This is a genomic window from Parabacteroides sp. CT06 (genome assembly GCF_002257605.1).
GTDB classification, from domain to species: domain Bacteria; phylum Bacteroidota; class Bacteroidia; order Bacteroidales; family Tannerellaceae; genus Parabacteroides; species Parabacteroides distasonis.
This window is the reverse complement of sequence record NZ_CP022754.1, coordinates 4639663-4661235: the sequence shown is the minus strand read 5'-3', so window position 1 is coordinate 4661235 and position 21573 is coordinate 4639663. Positions and strand designations below refer to the sequence as shown.

General features: G+C 47.4%; 15 protein-coding genes. 5 read left to right on the top strand and 10 right to left on the bottom strand.

Features of this window, described 5'->3' with window-relative positions; genetic code table 11:
- Nucleotides 1-53: 53 nt before the first annotated feature.
- Together CI960_RS20420 and CI960_RS20415 are read left to right on the top strand one after the other, a co-directional pair.
- Entirely contained in the window at nucleotides 54-1880 is a 1827-nt protein-coding gene (locus CI960_RS20420; protein WP_005860685.1) for a right-handed parallel beta-helix repeat-containing protein, read from the top strand.
- A gap of 1 nt (nucleotide 1881) precedes the next feature.
- The gene (locus CI960_RS20415) at nucleotides 1882-2667 is read left to right on the top strand and encodes a phosphatase PAP2 family protein (RefSeq protein ID WP_005860687.1); all 786 of its coding nucleotides are present in this window, start codon (nucleotides 1882-1884) and stop codon (nucleotides 2665-2667) included.
- 29 nt (nucleotides 2668-2696) lie between these two features.
- On the opposite strand, the gene CI960_RS20410 is transcribed toward CI960_RS20415, so the two are convergent.
- The gene (locus CI960_RS20410; RefSeq protein ID WP_005860689.1) at nucleotides 2697-4214 is read right to left on the bottom strand and encodes a GH3 auxin-responsive promoter family protein; all 1518 of its coding nucleotides are present in this window, start codon (nucleotides 4212-4214) and stop codon (nucleotides 2697-2699) included.
- A gap of 80 nt (nucleotides 4215-4294) precedes the next feature.
- On the opposite strand from CI960_RS20410, the gene CI960_RS20405 reads away from it, so the two are divergent.
- The gene (locus CI960_RS20405) at nucleotides 4295-5308 is read left to right on the top strand and encodes an ATP-dependent 6-phosphofructokinase (protein ID WP_005860691.1); all 1014 of its coding nucleotides are present in this window, start codon (nucleotides 4295-4297) and stop codon (nucleotides 5306-5308) included.
- Nucleotides 5309-5372: 64 nt separating this feature from the next.
- Here CI960_RS20405 and CI960_RS20400 read toward each other — a convergent pair whose 3' ends face one another.
- The 4 genes from CI960_RS20400 to CI960_RS20385 form a co-directional block, all read right to left on the bottom strand.
- Nucleotides 5373-7967: a T9SS type A sorting domain-containing protein gene (locus CI960_RS20400; protein ID WP_005860693.1), complete on the bottom strand. Its 2595-nt coding sequence runs from the start codon at nucleotides 7965-7967 to the stop codon at nucleotides 5373-5375.
- A gap of 81 nt (nucleotides 7968-8048) precedes the next feature.
- Nucleotides 8049-8891 (bottom strand): ribonuclease III, encoded by an 843-nt coding sequence (gene rnc, locus CI960_RS20395; protein ID WP_005860695.1) that lies wholly within the window; start codon nucleotides 8889-8891, stop codon nucleotides 8049-8051.
- Between the two features lies 1 nt (nucleotide 8892).
- Nucleotides 8893-10158 (bottom strand): beta-ketoacyl-ACP synthase II, encoded by a 1266-nt coding sequence (fabF, locus tag CI960_RS20390; protein WP_005860697.1) that lies wholly within the window; start codon nucleotides 10156-10158, stop codon nucleotides 8893-8895.
- 21 nt (nucleotides 10159-10179) lie between these two features.
- Nucleotides 10180-10416: an acyl carrier protein gene (locus CI960_RS20385; RefSeq protein ID WP_005639879.1), complete on the bottom strand. Its 237-nt coding sequence runs from the start codon at nucleotides 10414-10416 to the stop codon at nucleotides 10180-10182.
- Nucleotides 10417-10570: 154 nt separating this feature from the next.
- Between CI960_RS20385 and CI960_RS20380 the strand changes: the two genes are divergently transcribed.
- The gene (locus CI960_RS20380) at nucleotides 10571-11131 is read left to right on the top strand and encodes a phosphoribosylglycinamide formyltransferase (protein ID WP_005860699.1); all 561 of its coding nucleotides are present in this window, start codon (nucleotides 10571-10573) and stop codon (nucleotides 11129-11131) included.
- A 13-nt stretch (nucleotides 11132-11144) separates the two neighbouring features.
- Here CI960_RS20380 and pdxB read toward each other — a convergent pair whose 3' ends face one another.
- The 3 genes from pdxB to CI960_RS20365 all read right to left on the bottom strand — a co-directional run bounded on the left by pdxB (nucleotide 11145) and on the right by CI960_RS20365 (nucleotide 15600).
- Nucleotides 11145-12254, bottom strand: a complete 1110-nt coding sequence (gene pdxB, locus CI960_RS20375) for a 4-phosphoerythronate dehydrogenase PdxB (RefSeq protein ID WP_036629136.1) — start codon at nucleotides 12252-12254, stop codon at nucleotides 11145-11147.
- Nucleotides 12255-12569: 315 nt separating this feature from the next.
- Nucleotides 12570-13769, bottom strand: a complete 1200-nt coding sequence (locus CI960_RS20370; RefSeq protein ID WP_005860702.1) for an MFS transporter — start codon at nucleotides 13767-13769, stop codon at nucleotides 12570-12572.
- A 109-nt stretch (nucleotides 13770-13878) separates the two neighbouring features.
- A complete protein-coding gene (locus tag CI960_RS20365; protein ID WP_005860703.1) occupies nucleotides 13879-15600 on the bottom strand; it encodes a helix-turn-helix domain-containing protein in 1722 nt (573 codons plus the stop codon).
- A gap of 290 nt (nucleotides 15601-15890) precedes the next feature.
- Between CI960_RS20365 and CI960_RS20360 the strand changes: the two genes are divergently transcribed.
- Entirely contained in the window at nucleotides 15891-18065 is a 2175-nt protein-coding gene (locus CI960_RS20360) for a S8 family peptidase (RefSeq protein ID WP_005860704.1), read from the top strand.
- 20 nt (nucleotides 18066-18085) lie between these two features.
- On the opposite strand, the gene CI960_RS20355 is transcribed toward CI960_RS20360, so the two are convergent.
- Nucleotides 18086-20611: a carboxypeptidase-like regulatory domain-containing protein gene (locus CI960_RS20355; protein WP_005860705.1), complete on the bottom strand. Its 2526-nt coding sequence runs from the start codon at nucleotides 20609-20611 to the stop codon at nucleotides 18086-18088.
- Entirely contained in the window at nucleotides 20608-21486 is an 879-nt protein-coding gene (locus tag CI960_RS20350; RefSeq protein ID WP_005860706.1) for a GLPGLI family protein, read from the bottom strand. Before CI960_RS20350 ends, CI960_RS20355 begins: the two co-directional genes overlap by 4 nt.
- Between the last annotated feature and the right edge of the window lie 87 nt (nucleotides 21487-21573).

Genomic DNA, 21573 nt, shown 5'->3' with positions numbered 1-21573 from the left:
TGCGCTTACCCTGTAAAATACATACCTTCGCGGATATATTTAATTGATTTTCTATGAAATGGTATCTATGGGGGGCAGTTGTCCTGCTTTATTCCCTGTTTGGAAGCGCTTGTTCTACGGAATGGAGGTATGATTTGTCGGCTTATGGTTTATCCCCGGTCGAGAATGTGGATAATGCGCCCGCTATGGCGAGGGCATTGGAGCAGATACGGGAGAAATGCGAGGAAAACCAGACAATTGTGGTGACCTTGCCTAAGGGCCGCTATGAGTTTTATCCCGATAGCGCGGCGGAGCGTGTCTATTTCATCTCGAATCATGATCAAATGAATCCGAAGAAAGTAGGCTTGCCTTTCGAGGGGATGAAGAATATGGTGTTCGACGGGCAAGGTTCGGAGTTAATCTTCCACGGCAGGATGTTGCCGGTCTCTTTGCTGGATTCGAGGAATTGTGTCTTGAAAAACTTTAGTATAGACTTCAAGCACCCTCAGATTTCACAGGTAAAAGTGGTGGAGAACGATACGGTGAATGGTGGGATCACTTTCGAGGTGGCTCCGTGGGTACACTATGAGATACGGGATAGCGTGTTTGTAGCGAAGGGAGAAGGCTGGGAGTTGACTCCCGGTTCCGGTATCGCCTTCGAGGGAGATACACGTCATTTGGTGTATAATACAAGCGATATCCCGGTAGGCGTGCGGGGCTTGATCGAGGTTTCTCCAAGGCTGATAAAGTCTCCCCGTTGGAAAGACAACCGTTTGGTGCCCGGTACGGTGATCGCCATGCGTTCTTGGGAACGCCCGGCTCCCGGTGTCTTCCTGTATCATGACGTGAATACGACTCTGGAGAATATCAAGGTTCATTATGCCGAGGGAATGGGCCTCTTGGCGCAAATGAGCGAGAATATCACGCTGGATGGTTTCTCCGTTTGCTTGAAAGGGGCGGACGATCCGCGGTATTTCACGACACAGGCGGACGCTACCCATTTCTCGGCCTGCAAGGGAGCGATCATCTCCAAGAATGGTTTGTACGAAGGGATGATGGACGACGCTATCAATGTGCATGGAACTTACCTGAAAGTGGTGAGACGAGTGAATGACTCTACCTTGGTAGGCCGGTATATGCACCCGCAATCGTATGGTTTCGAATGGGGAAGGGTAGGGGATTCCGTGCAGTTCATCCATTCGAGCACCATGGAATTGATAGGGGCGAGAAACCGGATTACCGCTATCAAGGCGGTAGATCAACCGGATTACCGAGGGGCGAAGGAGTTCGAGATCCGGTTTGAGAATACGGTGAATCCTTCGATCCATGAGGGAAGCGGTTTCGGCATAGAGAATCTGGAGTGGACACCGACGGTCCTATTCTCGGATAACTTAATCCGTAATAACCGTGCCCGCGGTTCCTTGTTCAGCACGCCTCGGCAAACGGTCGTAGAGAATAATGTTTTCGATCATACCTCGGGGACGGCGATCCTGCTGTGCGGTGATTGCAACGGCTGGTTCGAGACCGGCGCTTGCCGGAACGTGTTGATCCGTAAGAATAAGTTCATCAACTCCTTGACGAATATGTTCCAATTTACGAACGCTATTATCTCTATTTATCCCGAAATCCCGGATTTAGCGTCGCAAAGGAAATATTTCCATAGTGATATCGTGATCGACGCGAATGAGTTTATCACGTTCGACAGACCTTTGGTATACGCCAAGTCCGTGGACGGGTTGGTGTTCACGAATAATATTGTCAAACAAAATAAGGAATATCCGGCTTTCCATTGGAATAACTATCGTTTCTATTTCCAGCGGGTGATCCATTCGAGAATTGAGAAAAACTATTTTGATGAAGGATTTATCCGGGAGAGAGATGTCTTAGAGGAAAATAACTGATATGATACATAGAAAATTAGTGGTCTTGGCAAGCCTTTTGGTAGGCTTCGTAAACATTGCGTTGGCCGGCGTTGGTGATCTCGATACGTTAAACGTACGTTCTCAAGCCCCTGTCAAGGAGAGAATGCCTGTCATCGCCTATAAGTTTAACCCGAAAAGCTTGATTCTTCCGGCCTCATTGATAACGGTGGGAGCCGTAGGCACGGCGATCGACGGGATGAATGACTTTCACCTGTTTTCACGGAAAGATTCCGTGAAGCAAATCCATATCGACAATTATTTGGAGTGGGGAATGCTCGGTTGGGTATTTGTCTGCGACCTTATGGGAAAAGAGAAGCATAACTGGGTGGACCAACTTTGCTTGGTTGCTTTAGCGGAGGGGATGAACGGATTGATGGTGCATGGACTGAAGAACTGGGTAAATGAGCCTCGCCCGGATGGGGCGCCTTATTCGTTTCCTTCCGGACATACCTCGAATGCTTTCTTAGGGGCGCATATGGCTTATAAGGAATTTAAGGATAGCTCACCTATACTCGCTTACTCGGGTTATGCGATAGCGGCGTTCGTGGCGGGTTCCCGCCTATATAATAACAGGCATTGGGTAGCGGATGTAGTGGCTGGTGCCGGCTTCGGTATCTTGTCGGTTGAGTTATCGTATCTGATCTATTTCCCGATTCGTAACGCTATCGCCCGGCGGATCAATCGAAATGTGAAGAACTGCCCGATCGTGGCCGCTCCGGTATTCAGTTCGAATATGGCGGGATTCTATCTGACTTATCAATTTTAATGCGTCTTATGAATAAAGCGCATACCGGCTTATAGAGACTGGTTGATGCGCAAAAGCTCCTCTATATGCGTGCGGTCATTGCTGAGGCGTGGGATCTTGTGTTGGCCGCCTAATTTACCTTTCTGCTTGAGCCATTCATAGAAAGCACCGTCGTGGGCGATAACGATTTCCAGCGGTTGAAGGGAGATCTCTTTATACCGCTTCGCCTCATAGTCCGAGTTCAGCTTTTGTAAGTTCTGATCTAATAAAGTGGCGAATTCATCGAGAGATTCCGGTTTCTTGTCAAACTCGATAAACCATTGGTGCCGTCCTTTTGCCTTATCCAGCATAAAGAGTGGGGCGGCGGTATATTCTTTTACTTTCGCCCCGGTTCGTAGGCAAGTCATGGCGATCGCCTTATCAGCGTTATCCACCATTAGCTCCTCGCCGAAGGCGTTGATAAAGTGCTTGGTACGTCCGGAGATAACGAATTTATGAGGAAATAACGAGGTGAAACGTACCGTATCCCCGATCTGATAGCGCCATAATCCTCCCGAGGTCGTGATCACCATCGCGTAGTTTTTCCCGGTCTCTACCGATTCCAGCGGCAACACGGTCGGATGGGCGCTACCCACCTCGTTCATCGGGATGAACTCATAGAAAATACCGTAATCCGGCATCATAAGCAAACTGGGGTCTGCCGGATCGTCTTGCAGCCCGAAGAAGCCCTCGGATGCGTTATAGGTCTCCATATAATGCATCTTATTCGATGGAATCAAGGTTTTATATTGCTCCCGGTAAGGCTCGAAACTGATTCCCCCATGGAAGAAGACCTCCAGATTAGGCCATACGTCCGTAAGATATTCCTTACCCGTTTTTTTCAATACGGCCTTGATCAAGACCAACATCCAAGAAGGAACACCGGATAGGCTGTTTACATCCTTATTCCAAGTGTTCTCCACGATCGCCTTGATCTTGCTTTCCCATTCATCCATTAGGATAATGGGTTTCTTGGGGATGCGTATTAAATTGACGAGCGGATTGAGATTTTGAAGTAATACGGCGGATAAGTCGCCTTGATGAGCCTCGGAGTTTAGCGGGGAAGGGCTATGGCTACCGCCCAATATCAAGCCTTTCTTGGAGAAGAAACGGCTTTCCGGGTTGTTCCGCAGATAGATGGCTACGCAATCAAAGCCGCCTTTATAGTGGCAACCCTTTAATATCTCGGGGGTGACGGGCAGGAATTTACTTTTGTCGTTCGTGGTCCCGCTACTCTTAGCGTACCACCGCACCACCGAAGGCCAGAGAATATTCCTTTCTCCGTTTATCATTCGGGTGACATACGGCTTTATCTCGTCATAAGTCTGTAAGGGAAGACGTTGGCAGAAGTCAGAATAAGAGCGAATGCTTTTATAATCATATTTGAGTCCCCATTCCGTCTTGCGTGCCGTCGAAAGCAGAGCATGCAGCTGTTTGCGCTGGATATGGTCTATATCCTGCCCAAATCGTCCGATCTCCGTTTGTCGATGGCGGAAAAGGAGCGAAATCGTCTGTGTTAAAATATCCATGCTCTTTTTATTTGTTCGAGTGCAAATGTAGGCATTCTCTTTTTATTTATATCTTTGCTAGGTACTAAATTAACGTTACGATGAAAATAGGGATTCTCTCATCGGGTGGCGATTGCCCCGGTATCAACGCTACGATCCGTGGTGTTGGCAAGACCGCTATCATGCATTACGGCATGGAAGTGATAGGTATTCATAGCGGTTTTATAGGTCTTTTGAATAAAGACGTCCAAGTTTTCGATGAACGGAGCTTATCCGGCATATTAAATTTAGGGGGAACCATTTTAGGAACGTCCAGAGAGAAGCCTTTCCGTAAGCTCTTGGCCTCGGGAGATTCGGAAAAGCCGGAGATCATTAAGAAAAATTATGAGGAGCTGGGGCTGGACTGCTTGGTTTGTATCGGAGGAAACGGTACGCAGAAGACGGCCAATCTGTTATCTCAGATCGGATTGAACGTGATAGGCGTTCCCAAGACAATCGATAATGACATATGGGGTACGGATATTACGTTCGGTTTTAATACCGCCGTGAATATCGCCACGGAATCTATAGACCGTCTTCATTCTACGGCTAGTTCACATAAGCGGGTGATGGTCGTGGAGGTGATGGGCCATCATGCCGGATGGATCGCCTTGTATGCCGGGATGGCTGGAGGTGCCGACGTGATCTTACTTCCGGAATTGGGATACGATATCGATAAGGTGAACGAGGCGATCTTGGATCGGGCTCGCAGGGGCAAACCTTATTCCATCGTTGTAGTAGCCGAGGGTATCGAGACTCCGGATAAAAAGCGTCCTTCTGATTATATTACCCGGGCTATCGAGGCGGGAACGGGTATCGAGACCCGGGATACCGTATTGGGATACACCCAACGGGGTGGAAACCCCTCTCCGTTCGACCGTAACCTTGCTACCCGCTTGGGAGGCCATGCCACGGAACTGATCGCTACTGGTGAATTCGGACGTATGGTTTGTATGAAAGGAGACACGGTGGAATCCATTCCCTTGTCGGAAGTAGCGGGAAAACTAAAATTGGTGACACCGGACCATGATTTGATCGTGCAAGGGAAACGGATGGGCGTGACATTCGGGAAATAAAATAAAAAAGGTTGTGCGTTCTCTGACACACAACCTTTTTTACTTTATACTAGTAGGCGACCGTTTATTTCTTAATACCTTGAACGGTTTGGCTCCCCTTTTCGGTAGTCAAGCGGAAGATATACATTCCAGTGGCAAAATCACCCGTGCTGAGACTGCTTCCCGGTTGCGGGATGCTACGTATCAACTTTCCATCGGCCCTGTAGATCTCAAGCGATTTCAGTTGTTGATAATTCTGGATCTGTACTTCATTCGAGAAGATACGTGGTTGAATGTCTACTTCTTCGCCTGTTGGCTTCAGTTCGTTACCTACGCTCGTTTCCGGAATTACCGTAGCCGGAGCGCTCTCGTCGGTACCATAAAGTGCCGTTACTTGGAGCAGAGGGGTACTTGTTGCCAGATTTTTCACCGTATAATTCCGTTGAGAAACAGGTAATGTCGTCAGTTCCCGAGTATCTTGATATACCTTATAACCGGTCAGCTCCGGAAAAGCCGTAATCAACTCTGCTTCTTGCGCATCGGAGGCGATAGCCAGTTTCCGGAATGATAATCGGCCCGTTCTCATGGGTTGCGGTTTCTCCGAGAAAGTGCTCGTGGAGAATACGGAACTTGAGGGGAGCTCACCTTCTTCCGCGCTTATTACGATCGATAACACAACATTGGCATCTAGCTCATCATCTGAGAATGTTTCCCATTTTTTTCCGTCCAAAGAATATAAATTCCCTTTTCCATCGACTGCGGGGCCTTCATCGGAACATGCCGGGTATGTGTTATTGGCATAGCTTATCACATGAATGGCTACCAGTAAATCCTGCTTCGCGTCGATTACGAATGGTGTTTTAAGTGTGACCGAATTTATTTTACCTGATTTCAGTTGAGTGAAACTCTCTTCATACTCCCGGTTTCCCTGTTTGATATAGACTCCATAGGTGACTCCTTCCTGCGGATAGAAATTAACCTTCCGGATCGTTTTTTTATGCACCGGTTGTAGATCTTTCGTATCCCATTTCTGAGCGAAATAGAATGGATCTCCTCCGAGACCGAACTGTTGATAACGATCTTGTGATCCCCAACCAGCTATTTTTTCGAGGACTGGGGCATTCCATGTCAGTTGAATCTCACCCGTGGAGATCTGTTTGTATTTCAAATCAGTCGGACTTTCATACTCGTTTCCGATCGTTTTCCCATCCTGCGTCATTCCCTGCAACGAGGTGACGCCCGTTCCGAGTGGATCTAGCCAGACATCCATCCGGGCTGTATCATTATCACTGTATTTATTCCAGTGATAATACAATTTACCGTATAAATTCAATCCTTCGGGCAGTTCGCAACTGGAGCTTCCACCGCTCAGCGTACCTATAATCAAACCTTTGCTATTAAATAAAGGCGAGCCGGAAGAACCTCCCTCGGTCACCCCGTGTCCGTTTGGCGTGGCATCGAAAGTCGCGTTCCAATGAGCGTTTGTGGCCCCGGTTTTCCCAACATCACTATTACGCCATGTAATCGATTCTGTCGGATAATTTCCATAGGTGGAGATTTTCATATAATCGCCGGAAGGATGATGGATGCCTACGCCCGAGAGTGAAAGCATATTTGAACGATCCCATCCGTTAAAGAATACATTATAATCGTCGGGGATCTCGTCGTTAAGCAACAGCAACAGTCCGTCGGAACCGTTTTCGACAGGGGTAGAGGCTTTCCGTGTACATCCTACCATGGTTTTTATCGGATAAATGGGTGACTCATTATCGCAGCCCACATGTTCTTGGTGGAAATAAAACAACCAGACCGCTAATTCCTCGGGAGTAACCGTCTGTTCGCCCAGTATATCTTGCGAACAATGGAAGGCGGATAATACATAAGGCTTTTTGTCATGGGCCGTATTATTTACCAGAGAAGCCGTACAAATATAGCTTCCTCCTTCTCCCTCTTTATTACGGATGTATTGAATCATTTGTATCACCCCCTTCTTTTGCTCCTGCCAATCGGCTCCCTCCTCGCAATTGATATTCACTTCGCAAGCTCCTGAAAAGTCGGCTCCCGGCGCTTCCTGTACTTCTGGCATGATCGCTTCAAGATGATTATACCCGTAACCGACCTCCCGGATGCGTAGTCGAGGTGTCTCGCCGGATGGTGCAGGTACATATTCGAGGATCACTTCATCGCCTGCTACGGCTTGGGTTGCGAACGGTCCGTTTTTAGGATGCGTACGATGCGTATAGGCACCCAATACTTGGGTTTTCGCTGCGTTATACAGGTATAACCGGGCACCTTTGGGTATATAAAAATCGGAGTAATACAGGATCAAGGCGATCGCTCCTTTCGCTTGAAGGTGAAGTTGCCATATTTGGCTACCGTCGGGTAGTGAAATCCAATCGCCGCTATCGGCGATGTCGAAGCTGGTTGGGATCGACTTGGCTACACGCAACGGAGCGCCTTGGCTGACCCTCCACGCATCGACCGCCTTGAGGTCTTCCACACTGAAATTCACTGGAACTTGTTCTGCTAGCTTTTCACTTCGAAGTGAACCTGCGAATTGAAAGCTGGGGGGGAGTCCTCCTTCGCTGATCTGCGCCAACGAACTTGAAATCGAGAAATAGCCGATATATAATATGCTGGTTATTAATATTCGGAGAAATTTACTGTACTGTTTTTTCATACATACAACTTTATATGAGCTTATTCTTATATAACTAAAAACTTGGGTATATCAAACGATATACCCAAGTTCTGCTATTTATCATACAGTTTCTTCCTCTGGGAGGTCAGAAAACTCTTTTTCATCGGTTAGTTCACCAGTCTTCTTTTTCTTTGTGGCAGAGATACGTTGCTGGAGTTCTTTGTCTGTCCGCAATCTTTTGACCGCCATTTTAGAAGCCGCTTGCTGGGATTCTTTTTTGGAGTAACCGATACCTATGCCAATTTGCTCGCCGAGCAATTTAATCGCGCTTTGGAATACAGGATTTCCATCATGATCTGTAAAAGACTCTATTAGATCGAACGAGATCGATATTTTGTTCTTTTGGCTCCATTCAATCAAGTTTGACTTGAAATTTATCTCTTTCCGGACGAGTGTATCTACATCGATATACTTTTCTATCATCACGTCACGGATAAACTTATAACAAACGTCATAACCTTGATCCAGATAAATAGCGCCGATCAAAGCCTCGAGCGCATTACCATACATATGATTGTTATGAGAGTTTATCTTGGTTGAATAGACTACCATTTGATCGAGGCCGAGTTGTACGGCGACCTTATTCATCGTTTCCCGTTGTACGATCTTGGAGCGTGTGTTTGTCAAAAAGCCTTCCCGCTTATTCGGGTAGCGCTTATAGACAATATCGGCGACCGCCGCATCCAAAATGCCATCTCCTAAAAATTCAAGACGCTCATTGTTAAGCCATTTACCATCACCCGTCTCTACTGATGATGATTTATGCAACAAGGCCTGCTCGTAAATCTGGAGATTATCCGGATAAAAACCTAGAATCTTTGATAAAGACAAATAAGGCTCCCTACCTTTATTATGCAGGAGCCTTATTCTTTTATGTAGCTGTTTGTATAGCTTTCTAAACACGTTATTTCACGAATTTTTTAACAATGGCGCAAGCGTTGTGTCCACCGAAACCAAACGTATTCGATAAAGCGGCTTTCACTTCTCTCTTTTGAGCCTTATTGAATGTGAAATTCAGTTTATAATCTATTTCAGGATCATCGTCGCCTTCCGCATGGTTAATGGTCGGCGGGATAATACCATCGTTTATAGCCATAATACACAGGATCGCCTCTACCGCTCCGGCAGCACCAAGCAAGTGACCGGTCATTGACTTTGTGGAACTGATATTCAGTTGATAAGCATGTTCTCCGAACACATCTTTGATCGCCTTAACCTCTGAGATATCGCCTACGGGAGTCGATGTTCCATGAACATTGATGTAATCAATATCTTCCGGAGTCATTCCCGCGTCTTCCAATGCGTTGCGCATAACCAGCTTCGCTCCTAAACCATCCGGATGAGAAGCGGTCAAGTGATAAGCATCGGCAGACATTCCGGTTCCTGCGATCTCGCAATATATTTTAGCGCCACGAGCCAATGCGTGCTCCATTTCTTCCAATACCAAGCAAGCTCCACCTTCACCCATCACGAATCCGTCACGGCTAGCGCTGAACGGGCGAGATGCGGTCTCGGGAGAATCATTACGTGTCGATAACGCATTCATGGAGTTGAATCCACCTACACCCGATTCAGAAACAGCAGCTTCCGCTCCACCGGTGATGATGACGTTAGCCTTGCCTAAACGGATATAATTGAATGCGTCACTGATAGCGTTTGTAGAAGATGCACAAGCTGAGACGGTCGCAAAGTTCGGGCCGTGGAATCCATAAAGCATGGAAATATGTCCAGCCGCGATATCCGAGATCATTTTCGGGATGAAGAACGGGTTAAACTTCGGACCGATCGTATCCTTGATCTTCGCATAACTCAATACTTCCTCGTCAAATGTCTTGATACCACCGATACCTGAAGCGAAAATAACGCCAATACGGTTCTTATCTTCGTTATCCAAGTCCATTGCCGCGTCCTCGATCGCTTGTTTCGCCGCGTCGATCGCGAATAAGCTATAACGATCACACTTGCGGGCTTCCTTACGATCCATAACTTTCAACGGATCGAAGCCTTTAACTTCGCATGCAAATTGTGTCTTGAATTTGGATGCATCAAACTGAGTAATAGGTCCAGCGCCACTTTTTCCATTGATAATACCTTCCCATGTTTCGGGGAGGGTATTACCAAGAGGAGTAATAGCTCCAAGACCTGTTACTACAACTCTTTTTAATTCCATACCTTTAGTTAAAAGGATTGATTACTTCGCGTTAGCCTCGATGTAAGCGATAGCGTCACCTACAGTTGTAATCTTTTCTGCTTGATCGTCAGGAATTGAGATACCGAATTCTTTTTCGAATTCCATAATCAATTCTACAGTGTCAAGAGAGTCTGCTCCTAAATCGTTAGTAAAGCTTGCTTCGTTTGTAACTTCTGTTTCTTCAACACTTAACTTGTCAACGATGATAGCTTTTACTCTTTCAGCAACTTCAGACATAACTTTTTCAATTTAGATTAATAAATACGAATATACTTTTTAAATTTGCAGTGCAAAGAAAAGAATTTTTTATGTTACAAAGCAAATTTAATAAGCTAAAAATGCGGAAAACTGCACATTTTTTCTTTTCTTGTGCATTTAAACATCTAAAAATATGAAAAACATAGCGATTTTTGCTTCCGGATCTGGTACGAATGCCGAGAACATCGCCCGATATTTTGCTAACAGTGAAAACGTTAATGTTGCGGTTGTTTTATCAAATAATCGTAATGTTGGCGTGCATGGGCGGGTAAACAAATTGGGAGTGCCTTCTTTCGTGTTTTCACGGGAGGAATTTATTGCCGGTGTGCCGATCTTGGAAAAGTTGGCGGAATATGATGTCTGCCTTATCGTGTTGGCCGGTTTTATGAATAAGATCTCAGACGTGATTCTTCAGGCTTTTCCCGGTAAGATCGTGAACATCCATCCCGCGTTACTCCCTAAATATGGCGGCAAGGGGATGTATGGCATGCATGTGCATGAGGCGGTCGTGAAGGCTGGTGAGCGGGAGTCGGGTATTACTATACATTATATTAATGAGCATTATGATGAGGGCGCTATCATCTTCCAGGCTTCTTGTCCGGTATTACCTTCGGATACGCCGGAGGAGGTAGCCTCGAAAGTGCATGCCCTGGAGTATGCGCATTATCCTCATGTGATCGAAAGTTTATTGTAAGGCTTTTTTGTCATTAGCCTACTTGAAAACCTAGTTTCTGGAGTACGGCGAATTCTTCCGGGTCAGCTTTGATCGCTTGGTAAGCATGGAACTCACGGGGATGGTCATACGCTGCCCTAAATCGCTCGAAATGATGAGGATTCGCTCTTAGTGCTTGGTCGATTACTTCTGGGTTGAAACTTCTCAAGATGGCTTCTTCCACCCGGTGCTCCTTGAATTGTCCCAAGTCGATGAACGGGTTGGTTGGGGCAGGTGGAATGACTTCCTTGATCTTTTCGATACGGATACCGAAAAAGCATCCTATATTCTCTAGGCACATTCGTGTCCCGTTCGCCTTCCCGTCGGCGGAGAAACCGGCTATATGAGGAGTGGCGATCGTGGCTTCCGACAGTAATTCCCGGTCGATATCCGGTTCGTTCTCCCAGCAATCAATGATCAGTTCGCTGACCTTGCCGGTTCGTTTGGCCTGCAATAAGGCCTGCGTATCATGTACGGCACCCCGGCAACTGTTGATAAACCATGGTTTTCGTTCCAATCTGTCGAAAAAAGCATGATCGGCGAGATGGCGGGTGGCGAAACGTCCCTCTTTGGTCAACGGCACATGCAAGGTTATGATATCCGCCTCTTTCGCGATCGTGTCCAAGGATACGAATCCATCCTCACCTTCCTGCTCGGCACGGGGCGGGTCATTGCGAAGCACACGCATCCCCATGGCCTCGCATAGCATCTCCACGATACTCCCTACATGGCCTACGCCAACGATACCGATAGTCTTCCCTGCTAGTCTCTCTCCTTTGCGGAGGGCGACGGCTACCAAAGAGGATAATACATATTGCCCCACGGAAGCGGCGTTGCAACCCGGGGCGTTCTTCCACGTGATCCCTGTCTTCTCGCAATAATGGATATCGATATGGTCGTACCCGATCGTGGCTGTCGTGATGAGGCGAACCCGGCTACCTTCCAATAGCTCGCGTGTACATTTATCTATGCTACGTACGATCAAGGCATCCGCATCTTTTATGTTCGTGGGAGTAAACTCTTTGGAGTCAAGGTAGGATACGTCCGCTATCGGCTCCAAGATCCCTTTTAGGTAAGGAACCGTGTTATCTGCTATTATTTTCATCTTATCAGCTTGATTATCGTTACGCGATATTAAGTAAAAAACAGGGGATATACAAGTGATGATGGCTTCTTGTCGATTTCTATATGCGCTTTTGTTCTCAGCCGAAAGATTCGGGAAAACACGTACGAGTTTCATCCAAAACACGTACGACTTTTTGAAAAAACATGTACGTGTTTTGACGGAAAGATTCTCGTGTTTTTTGACGCTGATTCTTAGCTTCTTACGTGCGCAGTTCATGAGTAGGCTTATTGTATGGAATTAAAGCTTCTCGGCTTAACTAAGAACGGATAGATTAATGGAAGAGCCGTGCAGTACTTATCTTAGCTTGTGCCGGTTGAAATGCGGCCCTGCCTTGAACAAAAAGAAAAACGTAGACAATACCGTAAGGCAAGCGCCGGACAGGTAGGCGTAGTTGAAGCCACCCAGCTCTTGTGCGATACTGCCCCCGGCCATCAACCCGATACCGATACCTACATCCCAACTAGTTAGATATGTAGACGTGGCCGTACCCCGCTGGTTATTGGGTGCCAGATTCACGAAAAGCGTGTTGAAAGCAGGGAACATGGTTCCGAACGCCACGCCTTGCGAGAGGGCTATACCTATGTAGAGATAAGAGGAAAATACCGGATTCCAATGCATCAACTCCTTGAGCGCCGCAAGAAGAAAGAATGTGGCCGCCGCCAAATACATCCCGAGGGAGATAACAAGCGTGATCCGTCCTTTATCCACTTGCCGTCCGGAGAACAGGCGGGAGACAGCGAGTCCCACGGCCATAAAGGTGAAATAAAGTCCGGAGTTTACGCTGATCCCGATCTCAGCGGCGTACATCGCTACATAAGTGGTAGTCATACCATAAGGAATGGAGAGCAATAATAGGGAGATACCCGCCCAAGTTCCCTTCACCAAGAAAAAGCGGTCTAGGGAGATCGGTTCTCGTTTGACCGGTTGCTTATAAGGAGTCTTGACCATATAGGCCATGATAAAACCAAGGCTTCCGGATAGCAACGAGCAGGAAAAGATCACGTCGTATGTGAAGTTCCCTTGCATGAACAGACCGATCATCGGCCCGAAACTCATGGCGATGTTATTGGCTAGGCCGTAATAGCCAATACCTTCCCCACGGCGGGAGGAGGGCAAGATGTCGATCAGTATCGTATTTCCGGCCACCGTCACCATGCCGAAGGCGAAACCGTGTACGACGCGTAAGGCGATAAAGAGGGTAAGCGCCGTGGCTACCATGTATCCGCCAAATATGGCGGTGAAAATGAAATAAGCCACCAGATATAAGGGACGGCGGGCGAAAGTATCCAGCAAATATCCGGCGAACGGACGGATACAGAGCGCCGCTAGCGTATAGCACGACAAGATAAACCCGATCATAGACTTCCCGATCATGAATTCTTCCTTCAGATAAAAAGGTAAGATCGGCAGGATTAGATAGAAAGCGAAAAAAAGCAGGAAATTCGCCGCTAGTATATAGCAAAAGCTGGGTGTGACGATCTTATCATTATTCATAGAGACGTGTCGTTTATAAATGACGCGAAATTAGATGAATTTATTGAATAAAAGGGCTTAAAGTAAGTTTTTTGTACGGGATTGGGACCGATTGCCGCAAATAGTTAATTTAATTCACATGTAAGGCTTTTTTATACTCGGTAGGCGTCATCCCGATCTTATTCTTGAAGAGGCGGTGTAAGGCACGTACGTTTCCCAATCCGGAATCGAGGGCGATGGCTTCTAGGTTGTAATAAGGATATTGTTTCATTAGGTGTATGGAGTGTTCCATGCGGAGGTTGCCGATATAGTTCGTGTAATTGTCTCCCGTATTGCTCTGTATCATCCGGGAAAAACGGTTTTTGTCCATGTGGAGCCGTTTTAGTACGTCCTCACGGGTAAGATCTGATTTTAGATAGAGTTTCTCCTTATGCATTATTTCTTCCAACAGGATGAAAGAATCTTGGTCGATTGGTTGATCTGGGTCAGTTTGTGTCTTGCTATCTGATTTGGGAAGTTCTTCTTGGTGCGATAGTTCTGCCTCTTTGTCACGTTCCTTGATCGCCAATAGCTCATTCTTGTAGGCTAGGAGTTGGTTTACTTGGTTCACTGTGATCTTGTTCTTTCGCTTGATGACCTTGCTGTTCCGGTACGAGATCCAAAGCAAGAGAATAAGGAGGATTATGATGCCTAGAGAGGCTCCGAGAAATGTGTTGCGCTGCTTCAGCTCCATTTCCTGCTTGATGATCTTGGTTTCCTTTTCGTTCGTCTCATAGGCGATGGCAAGTTCCATGGCCGCGTTTTCCTTGTCGCGGGCATACAGTTCCTTTCGTATGTTGGAGAGGCGATCACTGTATTGGAGAGCTGTTTTATAGTCGCCCATTAAGGAATAGGTATTCTTTAGCTTCGCTAGCATCACCGTATAATCTTTATTGATGGTATCTTGCGCCGGAGTCAGTCTCTCCCGTTCCAAGGTATTATGGATCACTTGCTTATAATCATTTATTAATAGCAGGTAAGGGTCCGCTCTCGTTCTTCCCTGCGGCTTTTGGGCGAATTTGGTGGTGAGGAACTTTTGGTAGTAACTGGCCGCTGCTTGTTCCTCTCCGATCAGTTGATACGCTTCGCAAAGGAAACTATATAAATAACCTAGGTGCATATCCACCCTTGTCTCTTGCATGTCGCCTGTTTGTTCCATCTTTTCCAGAAGTGCCTCTACTTCCTTTCCGGTATTTATTGCTTCTTCATTTTTCTCCTGGATCATGATGTTTCGTAGCTTCTCCATATAAAGTGAGATCAACGTACACTTTTCTTCCGGATCGGTGGTGCCTTGTAGCAGTTCAATCGCTTGGTCAAGTGTCTCGATAGCCTTGTCTTTTTGTGCCAGCTCGTTTTGTGCCCGTGAGATGGAGATCATAGAGGTAGCCTCGACGCTCTTATCGCGTTGGGAGCGTGCGATCCGTATCGCTATCGTTGCGTATTCTATGGCTTCGTTCTGGCGGGATAGCTCGATATAGCAATTACTTAGTATCTGGCAAACATTCATGTAGGCCGTGGAGTCGTTTTGCACGGAATCGGTGTGGAATGCGGCTAGAGCGTATTCCAGCGCTTTCTTCTCGTTTTTCAACCGGGCGTATGCCCGTGACCGGATGATATGTGCTTTGTATTCCGGTATGATCCGTAGGTTCTCGGCGCTATCGGCTAGGTTTATCGCTTTTTCGGGGGTTGCGATGATCTGATTGAATATGGATTGGTAAGATAATTTTTCTTGGGGGCGGTTATCTGCGGAAGGGTTTGCCGCTCTCAAGAGTACGATAGAAAAAAAGAATAAAGTTATATATGTTAGTTTCATTCATTTACTTTTTAGCGAACAAAAATATAAACTTTTCTTTGATTTATAAGTGTTTTTTGTGACGATTAGATATGAAAAGGGCCTAGTTTACCTCGAATCCGGATTATATGTCACACTGTTTTTGGACTAAATGTCGTAAGGTAGCGGGGTTTCTTAATGAAAGTCCGCATTTAAAAGCCTTACTTTGTATCACAATAAGACAGATAAAATGGCGCATTTAAAATGTCGTGGCTGGCGTGATGAGACGAGCTTTACGTCTTAATTGAAATATAATGGAAAAGATGGTTAATATGAAGAGAAAATCTATTTTGTTATCGCTGCTTCTAGCGATTTTTGTGGTAGGAGGGATGTTTGCCCAAGAACCTACGTATTCCAAGATGTCTCCCTATACACGTATTCTTTTAGACAAATTAGCGAAGAAAGATACGGCGAACTCGTTGTTGAGGAGTTCTATCTCGGGAGATTATCTCTCGGCTTTCGTGAAGGTGGCGACGGATGAGGGATGGGCTTCCTTGGATTCGGCCGGGTGCCGTATCCGGACAAGGACGGGAGATATCGCTACGGTGTTGATCCCCCTGTCTGCCGTGGAGTCGGTGTCTGGGCTGGGTTGTATCCAATATGTATCAGCCTCGCAGCCGATGAGGGCCAGTATGGACTCGGCCCGTTACTACTCGGACGTGGCGGATGCCTATGCGGGGACTAAGCTTCCCCAGCCTTATACGGGCAAGGGGGTCATCGTGGGTGTGGTCGATCAGGGATTAGATTTTACTCACCCGAATTTCTATGACAAGGAGGGTAAAGCGTATCGTATCAAACAAGTTTGGGACCAAACGAGTCCTTATAGTAAAGCGGAATACAGGACGGAAGAGGAACTGCTGGATGCGGCTTGCTCGTTTGATTCGGATGTAAATACGCATGGTACCCATGTCACGGGCATAGCTGCCGGAGGAGGGTTTGATACGCCCTACCAAGGTGTGGCCAACGAGAGTGATATGATCTTGGTGGCTACTACCATGCAGAATTCTGATATCGTAGACGGAGTGGACTATATATTCAAGGAGAGCGAGAGACTGGGTAGACCTTGCGTGGTGAATCTTAGTTTAGGGGATGGTATTGGAGGACACGATGGTACTAATTTTATGGATATAATGTTGGACCGAATGGTCGGACCGGGAAAAATCATCACGGTTGCCATGGGAAATTCTAGGGACATGCCAGTATATACCGAACTGATGTCGCCTTCGGATACCTTGCGTACTTTTGTTGGCAGGTCTAATACGGGTCTTTCTTATGGACTGGTGGATATTTGGGCGGACGAGCCCGGGGAACCTTTTTCTGTTTGCCTGGATCTGTATGATAGAGAAAGCGATGAGATATTAAATACTACCGGGTTTTTCGCCTTGGATACAATGCCTAAGTCTTCTGTTTTTACTAGTGAGAGCATGGATGGTACGTTGGTGTATGAGGCGCGAATGGAATCTGAATTATATGTGTTTAATGGGAGATACCGTCTTTTTATTCAGTTCAATTATCCGGAAGGCACCAAAAATGAAAAGATATTCTTACTTCATGTGGCGACAAATAACACGCCGGTCCGGGCTTGGGGCAACAATGGCGAGAGCTTATTTACGGACTTGGGAAAAGGGTATCCTTATACGGTCGGTACGGGAGATTTCACTGTCGGCTCTCCGGCATCGGCCAAAAACGTGATAGCTGTCGGGGCTTATGCCACTCGTATATGCCCGGTAAATGTAGATGGGGGTACCTCTTATTTGGCAGGTAATAGTTTGGGTGAGTTAACATCATTTTCAAGCGTAGGCCCTACGCTTGATAATCGCATGAAACCAGATATAACAGCACCCGGACTTTGGGTGGCATCCTCCTATAACTCATTCTATCTGGAGGGTGAGACCGGTGAAGGAGCCAAGGCATCACAGGCTCGCTATTCCACTTTCAATGGACATCGATATCCATGGGGGTATATGAGTGGAACCTCGATGGCTTGTCCTTTCGTGACTGGCAGTATCGCTCTCTGGTTACAGGCGAATCCTGCTTTATCCCCGGATGATATCAAGGATGTCTTCTCCCGTACGGCTGTTCAGGATAAACCGCTCTCTTATCCGAACAAGCAATGGGGATGGGGAAAGATAGACGTGTATAAAGGTCTGCTGGATATATTGGGAATCCCTACCTCTACGGAGAACGTATTCGAGGAGGCTCCGCAAGAGGCCGTGTCCGTATATGCTAGCGGTACGAAAGGAAGTTTCCATGTCCGTTGGGCGGAGGTCCCCGGTTCGTTCAGCATCCATGTACATGACGCTTCGGGCCGTCATCTGTATGGTGAGAAGGTAGATTCTCCAGCCTCGGTGGATTACGCTGTTTCCTTGGGAAATGTCCAGCCCGGCGTTTATTTCATACGGATAGATACGGCAGAGGGTACGGTGGAGCGGAAGATACGCCTATAACCCGGACTCGTCTGGATCGTTTATAGCTGGTAGCGGATCGCTACCAGAAACTCCCGGGGACGGATACGTACCCATGAGGTATAGCTTTCCAACGATGCGTATTGCGTGTATGCGTAGGTACGTTTGTCGAACAGGTTTGTCGCCGTGGTGGTGATTTGCCAACGCCCGGATTTCCATGAGACCGAGAAGTCCGCGAAAACGGCGTTGACGGATTGGTCTTCATTCACGTCATTGTGATAATGATCTACGGAAAGGCTTGCCTCTATGGGTGAGAAAATGTAGGAGAGTTGTACTTGTTGGGTGACGTTCCATAAGGGCGCCAAACGGGTACGTTCTCCTATTTTATTTCCTCCGTACCGGATATCGGTTTGGTAGCTGGTCTCCCAATGGCGGTTGGGAGTCCAGATCACTTTGGGTTCTAGGCGCATGAGACGATATTGATAGGGAAGCCTTTGTCCCCCGCTGATTTGCTCGGCCTTGCTGATATTGAGGAGCACAAGGAACGAGGTCTTTAGCCCTAACTCGTAAAAGCCCTTGGATAGCGTGCTTTTGACGGTATATCCGGAGCCGTGGTTGGACAGTGGTAAGGAGACTCGTTGTACCTGTCCGTTCTCTATACGTTGCTCGTATATACGATTGTACCACTCCCGGTTGTGTGTCAGGTTTACTGTGGCGAAGAATTCCCGTGCCGTATTCTTGTATTCCCCATAAACGGAATAAAGCTGTTGTCTGTAAACCGGGAGGATTCCGCAATTCCAGACGCTATTCCGGTAATCCGTTTGATAAGGCCGGTCGTATAAGTCGGTCATCTCTCCGTATCTTTCCTTATAGGAGGCGTGCGCCGTGAAACGCCATGCGTAATTCAGTTTGTAGATAATGGACAGGGACGGATTAACCGAGATGCGGGAGAAACCGCCCCCTGTATATCCGGTCCATCTGAGAGGAACGCTGAGGGATAGGGTCCATTTATAGGTATTCCATTGGTAATCGGGTGAAAGATAAGTTTGCAGGCTTTTCTCGATATTGCTGATCTCCTCGTTTATGCCCACCGTATATCGCTGGGTGAGGGAACCGCTCTTTTTCAGGAATGAGAAGGAATTATCGGTATAAAAGTCGCGTAAGCTCATTGGATAAGGGTGGTTATCCAAGCGAAGATCGGCCGCGTTGCTGTGGTAACGGAGCGAAGACTGGGCTTCCAACGTGTATTTGTCCAAGCTCCACAGGGTCCGTAAATTATTACGCAAGTCGAGGTTCGGGGTTTTGATGCGTTGGTCCAATGTTGTACGGCCGGTGGAAATTGTGTTTTCAGTTATATGGGAAAGGCTGGATTGCCAATCTCCGGTGGCTGAGAACTGGTTCTTGAGATACCTTTCCTGCGAGTTGTTTTCCACTCCGATATTTAGGTTGGCTTGATCCGAGCGAATGCGGCTATCGCTTTGCTCCGTTAGATGAATCGTGTCCTCGGATTGGTAATAGGTCGTCTCACTCCCCCTTTCCTGTGTTCGCAGGTCGTGGATATAACCGGCGTTTATACGGAGTTGGGTGTTCTCGTTCAGTTTATATAGGCGATTTGCGGATAGGCTGTGTATATGGTTGAACAGCCAGCGCTCTTTCTTTAGCGGGGCGGAGAATGAGGGTTGTAGCAGAAATTGGGGAACCTTGGGCTCGGATAAACGGGATTCGGGTGATTCGGTAAGCGTATTTTGCTCGCCCGATACATCTTGCCCGGTATTATTCCCTTTATATAGATAAGCGGATTGGCTGCTGCGGCTGATCTGCAAGGCGTCAGCGGCTCCTTTCCATAAGAACGGGGATGCGCCGAGACCGCCTTCGGCATTGATCAGCCAGCGATCCCGGAATTCCGGTCTCAGTTTGAGGTTCAACGCTACGTCTTCGGTCTTGATCTTTCTCTGTAACACACGGATCGGTTGGTGGTTCTCCATCACTTGTATGTTCTGTACGGCGTCGGCTCGCAGGTTCTCGCTGATTTGCTTGTATTTCCCGTTGGTGAGATCCAGTCCCTCCACATAGAAATTACGGATCTCTTTCCCGTTGTAAGAGATCTTCCCCAGATCATCGATATCGATACCCGGAAGTTTCCGTAATACGTCCTTGATGGATTGATCCTTTGGGGAGAGAAAGCGGGTGACATCATAATTGATCGTATCTTGCTGCCCCCAGACACGTCCCGGACGGATTTCCACCTCCTTTAGGCTGAATACCTGCGGCTCCATCTCAAAACGAAGCGTTTGTCCGGCATGTACGGCTTGTTGCTGGGTTTGGTACCCTAAGAGCGAGACGGAGACGAGAAGTGAGTCCGTCCGCTTCGGTTGGGTGAGGGTAAAGGTCCCTTCATTATTACTTAACGTATAGTTGATCGGAAGGGAGACGTTGCCTCTAGTTAATTGCACGGTGGCCGCTTCTACCGGCAGTTGGCTTTCCCTGTCGATCACGATCCCTCGGATGACGGATTGGGCGGCCAATCCTGCCGGGCAGAGCAGCGTAAGTAAACAAAAAGTGTGTATATGCAGTATGATCCGTTTCATCTTTCTTCCCTTTCTATAGGGTTATACGGCATGTTCTTGGGTTGGTAAGGTTTTCCGTTATCGTCGGTGACGGTCACTTTCACCTGTGGCGAGGTCAAGGCGATGTATCCGATAGGATCGGCGGCATATCGTTCGTAAGCCTTTTGCAGGTTCTTGCGGCTGATCGGCTCGAAATCGTTTCCCCCGAAAAGGATCGGGTTCTTACCCCGGCTCAGTTCGATACCTGTGCAGATGAAAGTGTAATGTCCTTGGCTGTCTTGGGCTTTTAGGATCAGGCCCGGTAATCCGCATAATTTCCAAGGACCCTCGCTTTTCGGTATCTCCGGCGTGTACCAAGCCTCATAATGTCTGCCCTTGAAATGACAGGTCGCTTTCCGGCAAGGATAGGACAGGATGGTCATCGTATCGGGCAGTAAGGTCCATTCCGGGCGCTCCTCCTTTTCCTCGCAGCGAAAGCGACTGGCGGCAAGGGCATCCAAGGTCGTGGTCTTTCCCGCCGGATAATTCTTGTAGACCTGTGCATTGGTCTTGGAGGAATATCGTTGCAGGTGTTCATTGATGACTTCTTGTGAGGCTCCGGCGGCTTTGTCGGCCTCTAGTACGGAATCGGTGAGGAATTTGGCGTAACTATAGTAAACGGAGCATTTATCCCCGACCTTCAGCATGAGGGTCTCTTCCTCTTTCTTGTCGGGTTGGAGCGTGTCCGGCATGGACGTGGTTTGGTATTGTACCGTGAAACGTGTCTCGTCGATGGGCTTGGCTCTTAGTACGTCGTTTAGGTTGAAGATGTTGATTGTCACTTGGGCGTTCGTCTCGTGTCCCGCCCCTGACAGACCTACGCAAAGCAGGCCGATTGTCGCTATGATTCGTTTCATGATCTGTTGGTTTTAGAAGTTATTTGTCGCGAATGTAAGAGAGGAACGTTCGCCGTAAGGAAGATTTTTATTACTGAAATATTACTC